The sequence below is a fragment of the Streptomyces sp. 13-12-16 genome, from assembly GCF_002114215.1.
GTDB lineage: Bacteria > Actinomycetota > Actinomycetes > Streptomycetales > Streptomycetaceae > Streptomyces.
Genome location: NZ_NCTE01001344.1, coordinates 1 through 651, shown reverse-complemented (window position 1 = coordinate 651; position 651 = coordinate 1). Strand labels below are relative to the sequence as shown.

Below are 651 nucleotides of genomic sequence, written 5' to 3'. Positions count from 1 at the left end.
CGAGCCCGGCCTGGAGCCGCTCCTCGGGCACCGGACCGCTGGGCGCGACCACGGCCACCCGGGCGCCGGGGGCGAGGCGGGCGGGCCGCCGCAGTGCCCGGACCCGGCTCATGTGCCCAGCTCCAGGGCCGGCACGCCGGGCGGTCTCATCCCGAACACCTGGGCGTACAGGGACAGTTCCGCCTCCAGGGCGCGCACCATGGTCTCCGCCCGCCGGAAGCCGTGCCCCTCGCCCTCGAAGGTGAGGTAGGCGTGCGGTACGCCCCGGCCGGCCAGCCGGGCCAGGAAGCGCTCGCACTGCGCGGGCGGGCAGATCACGTCGTCCAGCCCTTGGAGCATCAGGAAGGGCGCGGTGAGCCGGTCGGCGTGCGTGGCGGGTGAGCGTGCGGTGTACCTCTCGGGCACCTCGGTGCGCGGGCCGATCAGGCTCTCCAGGTACTGGGACTCGAAGTCGTGGGTCTCCCCCGCGCCCCAGCCGGTGAGGTCGAGCACCGGGTAGCCGATGGTGCCGCAGGCGTAGACGTCGGTCGTGGTGAGCGAGGCGGCGGCGGTCCAGCCGCCGGCGCTGCCGCCGCGGACGGCGAGCCGGTCGCGGTCGGCGGTGCCCTCGTCGGCGAGGGCCAGCGCGACGGCGGCGCAGTCCTCGACGTC

1 protein-coding gene and 1 pseudogene are annotated in these 651 nt (G+C 76.5%); both read right to left on the bottom strand.

What is annotated here, in order from left to right; genetic code table 11:
* A pseudogene (locus B7767_RS48880) lies at positions 1-112 on the bottom strand (LD-carboxypeptidase); the annotation flags it as partial.
* On the bottom strand, positions 109-651 hold a 543-nt coding region (locus tag B7767_RS40720; protein WP_179167522.1), incomplete at its 5' end, for a prolyl oligopeptidase family serine peptidase. The gene B7767_RS40720 and the pseudogene B7767_RS48880, both read right to left, overlap by 4 nt.